This is a genomic window from Gluconacetobacter tumulicola (genome assembly GCF_014174215.1).
GTDB classification, from domain to species: Bacteria; Pseudomonadota; Alphaproteobacteria; order Acetobacterales; family Acetobacteraceae; genus Gluconacetobacter; species Gluconacetobacter tumulicola.
On record NZ_JABEQL010000051.1, the window covers coordinates 1 to 6,687 of the forward strand.

At 60.4% G+C, this 6,687-nt stretch carries 8 protein-coding genes, 1 tRNA gene and 2 pseudogenes; 7 read left to right on the forward strand and 4 right to left on the reverse strand.

Annotated elements, in window-relative coordinates:
- Positions 1–34: 34 nt before the first annotated feature.
- Positions 35–111: transfer RNA gene (locus HLH29_RS18980), tRNA-Met, on the forward strand.
- Here HLH29_RS18980 and HLH29_RS18985 read toward each other — a convergent pair.
- The 3 genes from HLH29_RS18985 to HLH29_RS18995 are packed head-to-tail and all read right to left on the reverse strand — an operon-like array spanning position 68 to position 2,473.
- A complete protein-coding gene (locus tag HLH29_RS18985; RefSeq protein ID WP_182968942.1) occupies positions 68–1,765 on the reverse strand; it encodes a recombinase family protein in 1,698 nt (565 codons plus the stop codon). The two genes, HLH29_RS18980 and HLH29_RS18985, sit on opposite strands and share 44 nt — an antisense overlap.
- Before the next feature lie 14 nt (positions 1,766–1,779).
- On the reverse strand, positions 1,780–2,160 hold the full coding sequence (locus HLH29_RS18990; RefSeq protein WP_182968936.1) for a helix-turn-helix domain-containing protein: 381 nt from the start codon (positions 2,158–2,160) through the stop codon (positions 1,780–1,782).
- On the reverse strand, positions 2,150–2,473 hold the full coding sequence (locus HLH29_RS18995; protein WP_182968937.1) for a type II toxin-antitoxin system HigB family toxin: 324 nt from the start codon (positions 2,471–2,473) through the stop codon (positions 2,150–2,152). Before HLH29_RS18995 ends, HLH29_RS18990 begins: the two co-directional genes overlap by 11 nt.
- A gap of 212 nt (positions 2,474–2,685) precedes the next feature.
- On the opposite strand from HLH29_RS18995, the gene HLH29_RS19000 reads away from it, so the two are divergent.
- From HLH29_RS19000 to HLH29_RS19775, 6 genes and pseudogenes are all read left to right on the forward strand, one after another.
- A complete protein-coding gene (locus HLH29_RS19000; protein WP_182968938.1) occupies positions 2,686–2,844 on the forward strand; it encodes a hypothetical protein in 159 nt (52 codons plus the stop codon).
- 66 nt (positions 2,845–2,910) lie between these two features.
- Positions 2,911–3,636 (forward strand): DUF2726 domain-containing protein, encoded by a 726-nt coding sequence (locus tag HLH29_RS19005; RefSeq protein WP_182968939.1) that lies wholly within the window; start codon positions 2,911–2,913, stop codon positions 3,634–3,636.
- Positions 3,637–3,839: 203 nt separating this feature from the next.
- A complete protein-coding gene (locus HLH29_RS19010) occupies positions 3,840–4,529 on the forward strand; it encodes a DNA methyltransferase (protein ID WP_182968940.1) in 690 nt (229 codons plus the stop codon).
- Between the two features lie 296 nt (positions 4,530–4,825).
- Complete coding sequence (locus HLH29_RS20070; RefSeq protein ID WP_220791604.1) at positions 4,826–5,080, forward strand: transcriptional regulator domain-containing protein; 255 nt, start codon at positions 4,826–4,828, stop codon at positions 5,078–5,080.
- Between the two features lie 49 nt (positions 5,081–5,129).
- On the forward strand, positions 5,130–5,615 hold the full coding sequence (locus HLH29_RS19015; protein ID WP_182968941.1) for a DUF2285 domain-containing protein: 486 nt from the start codon (positions 5,130–5,132) through the stop codon (positions 5,613–5,615).
- A gap of 279 nt (positions 5,616–5,894) precedes the next feature.
- A pseudogene (locus HLH29_RS19775) lies at positions 5,895–6,005 on the forward strand (transposase); the annotation flags it as partial.
- 13 nt (positions 6,006–6,018) lie between these two features.
- Here the strand turns inward: HLH29_RS19775 and HLH29_RS19020 are convergent.
- Positions 6,019–6,576 (reverse strand): annotated as a pseudogene (locus tag HLH29_RS19020) (IS3 family transposase); the annotation flags it as partial.
- Positions 6,577–6,687: the final 111 nt, after the last annotated feature.

Consider the following 6,687-nt stretch of genomic DNA (forward strand, 5'->3'; position numbering starts at 1 on the left):
TCGCCGCCAGGTCTTCCAGTCTACCCTACACCCACGCGGGGTGGAGCAGCCCGGTAGCTCGTCAGGCTCATAACCTGAAGGTCATAGGTTCAAATCCTATCCCCGCAACCACTGATACCGACACTCCCGTGAGCCCAGCTCCGGGAGTGTTCGTGTTTTTAGCCCTTCCAATGGCTTGCCGCTCGATCCAGTTCAGGATCGTGCCTAATTCCCCATACAGCATCGCGTCGATCTCGCCCCGGTTCGGGCCGGGAGTGAGCACGACCTTCTCGATCAGCGCCCGCAACGCCTCGGCGGCTTCCAGCCGTTCCTCGGGGCGGTTGAGGGCGTCGGTCAGACGGCCGACCTTGCGGGCGTAGATCGCCGAGGTACTCGGCAGCAAGTCTGGAACGTCATCGGGAACATCGGAGAGCAGGGTCGCCAGTTCGGCTTTGCGGGCTTCGAGCGTATCCATCTCCGCCTTCATGCTGGGGTGGAACATGCCCTCCTTGATGGCCTCGATGATGCCACGGATCTGTTTCTCGACCTTCACCTGTTCCACCTGCCAGACATCGGCATTGGACCGACGCTCGCGGTTGAGGCGGTTGCTTTCCTCCGCATAGGCACGCATCGCCTCGGCCGCGATCTCGGGGGCCATCATCCGGTCCTTGAGGCCGGAGAGCACCCGGCGTTCCAGATCAGGGCGGGGGATGGTCCGGCTGTTGGTGCAGGAACCATTGGTGATGTGGGACGAGCAGGCAAAGCGATCGGAACCCCGCAGAGCGTAAGGGCCACCGCACAGCCCACAGAACAGCAGGCCCGACAGCAGGGATTTCGGTCGGCGCGTGCCATTCAGCCGGTTGCGCTTGTGATGCGCCCGCACGGCTTCGGTGACGTTGACGTATTTCTCGGCAATGACGCTCTGGCGGGCCTTTGTCGCCTGCCAGAGTGCGTCATCGACAATTCGCAGGTCGGGAACCTCTGTCACCACCCATTCTGATTCCGGGTTCAGCCGCGAGACGCGCTTGCCGGTGGACGGGTCTTTGACGTAGCGCTGACGGTTCCAGACCAGGCGCCCGATATACAGCTCGTTGTTGATGATGCCGGTACCGCGCTTCACATGGCCCCGGATGGTGGTATCGCTCCACAGCTTGCCCTCGGGGCCACCGATGCCCTGATCGTTCAGGGCCTTGGCAATGGCACGCGGGCCGATGCCGGCGGCGAAGTCGCGGAAGATGTGGCGGATGGTGTCCGCCTGATGGGTGTCGATCTCGCGGTCGCCCCGGATCTGTTCGCCTTTTGCGTCGAACTGCCGGACGACGCGATAGCCGTAGCAGAGACCGCCGCCGGATTTGCCGTCCTCAACCCGGCCGCGCAGGCCACGATGGGTTTTGGCGGCGAGGTCTTTGAGGAAGAGGGCGTTCATGGTGCCCTTGAGACCGACATGCAGTTCGCTGATCTCGCCCTCTGCCAGGGTGACGATCGGCACGCCAGCGAATTTCAGGTGCTTGAACAGGGTGGCGACATCGGCCTGGTCGCGTGAGATGCGGTCCAGCGCTTCCGCCAAAACGATATCGAACCGTCCGGCCTGGGCATCCTGCAACAGGGTCTGGATGCCGGGACGCAGGATCATGCTGGCGCCGGAGATGCCCGCGTCCTTGTAGGCACCAATGACCTTCCATTTCTCGCGCTTGGCGTGTTCGCGGCAGATGCGGTACTGGTCCTCGATCGAGGCGTCGCGCTGGTTGTCGGACGAGTAGCGGGCATACAGGGCGACGCGGGTCATGGGGATGTTCCTTGTCAGGCGACCTTGTCCATCCGGCTGGGCCGGATCAGCACCTCGGCCGAGATGCCGAGGCCGTCATGCAACTGGCGGATCATGTCGATCGACAGGCCGCGCTTGCGGTTCATTACATCCGCCACCCGGTTGCGCGGGCCGATCATCGGCTCCAGATCCTTGCGGGTGAGGCCCTGTTGCTCCATGCGGAAGCGGATCGCCTCGACCGGATCGGGTGGGTCGATCGGATGGTGCTTCGCCTCATACACGTCGATCAGCGTTGCCAGCACGTCGAGGCGGTCGCCGTCCGGCGTGCCGCTCTTCGCACCCCACAGGCGCCCGACCTCGTCGAGGGCCGTGTCATAATCCGCCTCGTTGCGGATGGGCTTCAGATCAGCCGTCATGTTCCACCTCCGTTACGTCGATCCTGTCATACGCCCTGTGCGTGCCGATCCATTTGATCCAGACGATGCTTTTCTCGAAATCGACCGCCACGACCAGGCGATAGGCGTTTCCCTTGATGTTGAAGACGATCCGCTCGGCGCTGACGATGCTGGCCGTGGCATAGAGCCGCTTCACATCGGCGGTGCTCGTCCACGCAGCCCTGCCGACTTCAGCGAACCAGGCGTCCAGCGCCGCCTTGACGGCCGGCTGGTCCTTCTGGCCCGCCAGACTGTCGACGAATTCCCTCAGCGTGCGACGGGCGATGATCCTCATTGACTGACCTTATATCACGGGACCATAATGGTCACAAGAAAAATGCACAACTGCCCGGCGAGTAGTCCTTCGCCGGGGGAATGCAGCCAGGAAGGGGAGGCTATCGCATGTGGGCGGATCGTTTTTGACGGGTCTGTTTCCGCTCCATCGCGCGGGCACGCTCAAACTGCTCGCGGGCCATCTGACGCCCGATCAGGCGGGCGAGGGACCGGATGGCGTCATCGGACGGGCGGAACGCGTCTTCGGCCGTCTCCGCCTCACTGGTGGGGCCGAACACCTCGATCCTGATCCTGTCGGGTCTGCGTGCCATCCTGTCCACCTTCCGGTCATGGGGCGACAGAAACGATGAAGGACAGGACAAGGGGATTTGAGAAGACCATACGACGGTCCATGCGGTAATCGGCGGTGATCGCGCAGAAAAGGGAGGCTTATCGGTCGTGGAAAAGGTGATCATTCTTCTGGCGATTGGATATGCCATTGGATTCTATATCCGGGGGCGTCGTGCGACGGCCGATCTGGCGCAGGCAGGGCAGCAGATTGTCGAGAGGAATGCCCGACTTCAGAGTCTGGATCGTCAGATATCTGGACGCGACACAGAGCTTTCGTCGTTACGCCGCCGGATTGCCACGCTGGAAACACAGGCCGCCGACCAGAAGAAGGACGCAGAGCGTCGGCGGCAATATTTTCAGGACAACGACCTCTCCAATACGCAAAACCAGTTACATTTCATCAGTCAGTGCAGTCTACGGGCCGTCCGTCCCGTTAATAAGGAGGCTGTGCAGGTGCTCTACGCGCTCGACGAATGGATCAGGACATATCAGCCCGACTGGCGTTTCGCTTTCGAGGTCTCGATGGGTGGGTTCATCAGAACGACTTACGACCCGGAAGATCCGCGCCAGAAGCAGGCTTTCAGCTCCTATAGCGGCAAGCGTGTCGATTTCCTGCTGATTGATCGCTATGGACTGCCAGTTCTGGTGATCGAATATCATGGCACAGGCCACGACCTGTCCGGCGATGCGGATGACCGCATGGCGGTGAAGCGTCTGGCCTTGCAGAAGGCCGGTATTTCGCTGCTCGAAATCCCCGAAAAGATGGCCAGGGCGCAAATCATGGCTGCCATTTCTGAGGCCGCCGGGGCAGCTCTCAAGGTAAAAACAGGCTAAGGGCTCCGCCCTCGCGCCGGCAAGGGGGCGCGTCAGCAGGCTGACGCCGCCCGATAGGGTGTCCCCGATCTTCCTGCGCTACGCTCCGTGCAGACCGGGTGATACCCCTCCCCATCGGTCGCCCTTGCCGTTGCTACCCCGCTGCTCGCCGCGAGGCAGAGGAACAGCGGGGGCTGTTCCTCGCGGAACAAAGGGCAGAGACCATGACCGGCAACATCATCACGGCGACCGATTTCCGCAATACCATCCTCAACGGTGACAGCGTGGCACTGATGCGCGCACTGCCTCGCAATGCGGTGGATTTCATCCTGACAGACCCGCCTTACCTGGTGAATTATCAAGGCAGGGACGGGCGGAGGGTCCGTAACGACGATAACGCGCGTTGGCTCCGGCCGGCGGTCAACCAGATGCACCGTGTTCTGAAATGGGGCGGGTTTGCCGTCAGCTTCTACGGATGGAACCGGATAGACCTATTCGCCGAAGCCTGGAAGGCGGCAGGGTTCCGCATGGTCGGGCATATCGTGTTTCGAAAATCCTATGCGTCATCTTCGGGTTTTCTGCGCTACGAGCACGAAAGCGCCTATCTGCTGGCGAAAGGGAACGTGAAGCGGCCCGGTCAGCCAGTGCCGGATGTGATCGACATGCCGTATTCGGGCAATAAACTGCACCCGACGCAAAAGCCCGTCGCGGCGCTGCTTCCGCTGGTGGATGCGTTCTGCCCGGCTGGTGGGTTGGTTCTGGACCCGTTTTGCGGTTCGGGTTCGTCGCTGGTGGCGGCGCAGCATCTCGGCCGTGAGTGGCTGGGGATGGAACTCGACGTAGAACACGCGGCAACGGCGACCCGGCGCCTGGCCTGGCACGCGGCGAAGAAAATAGCGGCATATAGGGAGTGAACGCCGCAGGGCCGACAATTCGGTTCTGCGGTGCCTCCTTCCTTGTCCTGTCTGTCCGCACAAATTTGCGCCGATCCGACTTCGCGGCTCGGCGGCGGGAAGATGAAAATAAGCGCCGCTCGCCGGGCGCGTGCCCGGCTCGCGGAATATTCTGGCAGACGCGGACGAACGCCATAACGTCGTACGATCGCGTTACGAGATCGACATATCTCCAAATGCAGTCTGCACAAAATTTTCCCGTTGCGCATCCTGATTGTCCTGCTGCCCGAAGCAGGCGCAAGAGGAAGGGTAACGCGATGCCGATATCAGATTGGCAGTCGCCGGCCGCTTACGAACACGCACAAGACATTGCTGCCGCCGGCATGGCCTGGGAATATCTTCGACGTGACGACGAATACCGTCGCGCGTTCCAGCGAATGACAACGCTTCCGGTTCCGAAGCTACGGGGCAGGAAAGCCTTTTCCGAACGATGGGGTTTGCGATTTCCCTGTCGATCCGGCGCAGCCTGCCGGCCGCACGCCTGTCTTCTGGATACCGGAACTCTCGCCTGACGTCATCGAGCTGCGCGCGGCTCTCGCTAACGCGGATAATCCGGCCGTCATGCCGGTCAACCTCGCTGAATTACCGGACCTCGTCGTGCGACTGGATGATGGTGAAGCGTGGCACGGTTACTGGCGGCCCGGCGCTTCATCACATCAGTTCTGGCTCCCGACACACCCGGTGGATGGAACTGTCGCCTATGTCGTCGTCCTGCCGCTTGATAAGCTGCTGGAGCTTCGCGCGGAGGCCGTGATGCGTTTATGGCGCGCGCTGGTTGGTCGGTCTGAGAGCAGGTGGGTGCATGATTTCCCGCAACAGACGCGGGATCGGCATATCCTGATGCTCAGGGCGCTTGACGGTCGGGCGGATGGTGCAAGCTATCGGAAACTCGCCGAGGCTTTGCTCGAGTTTAGAGGCAGAAAGGCTGACTGGGAAAACGATCCTCGTAAGAATCAGGTTCGTCGTCTCGTTGCCGATGGTCAGTATTATGTTCGTGGTGGTTATCGTGACCTGTTGCGTTATCCCATTCGGCTGTCTGAGCGCTGAGGTTCGACCGGTAAATGATCATTCTGTACGTGAACGTAATTGTAACCTGGTCGTGGCACCGAAAAGCGAAGATGCTTCGTAATTCTGACAGTCTGAGATTACCAGACTGATGCCTTGCTTTTCAGGTGCGGCAGGAGCGGTGATGAGAGTTTGTTACATCGAATTTTACCATACTAAAACTGTTCCATTGGTTTTGTCGCCTTTGACTGGCCTTGAATGAACTCAGAGACCGTTTGAGAATGTGTTGATGCGGTGGCTTGGGCGTGATTCAAGCTTGGGATGTGGACCCGAGCGAGCCGTGGCCGGATGGCTGGATTTAAGAAGCGGTCGAAGCGCTACCCGACCGATCTGACGGACGAGGAATGGCTGTTCATTCAGCCGCTTTTGAATAGCCCCTAGTTTTCTAGACGCCTTGAGCATTCAAAATCTGCTGTTGTTCGAACTGCACGGGTGACAGCATCCCGTTCCTGACGTGCTTGCGCACCGGGTTATAGAACATTTCGATGTAGTCAAACACGTCCTGCCGGGCTTCCTGGCGCGTTTTGTAGGTTCGGCGTCGGATGCGCTCGCGCTTGAGCGATGAGAAAAAACTTTCCGCTACAGCATTGTCGTGGCAATTGCCGCGGCGGCTCATCGAGTGTTCCAGATTGTGAGCCCGTATGAAGGCAATCCAGTCCATGCTGGTAAACTGGCTGCCCTGATCCGAGTGGATCAGCACCCGGCTTTTGGGCTTTCGTCGCCAGATGGCCATATGGAGCGCCTGCAGCACCACATCCGTGGTCTGGCGGCTCTGCATCGACCAGCCCACGACACGACGCGAATAGAGGTCGAGCACAACTGCCAGGTAGGCAAACCCTTCCATGGTGCGGATATAGGTGATGTCTGTGACCCATACCCTGTCGGGCGCCTCGACATCAAACTGCCGGGCCAGCGTGTTGTCGATGACGAGGGATGGCCTGCCACGGGCCTATCCTGAATTTCGTGTGTTTGGTGTGATGCTGAGGAAGGAGAAGCATCATGGCCCGACGCAAGAAGCCGGTGATCCCTGACGATGTTCTGGACCAGGTTCTGG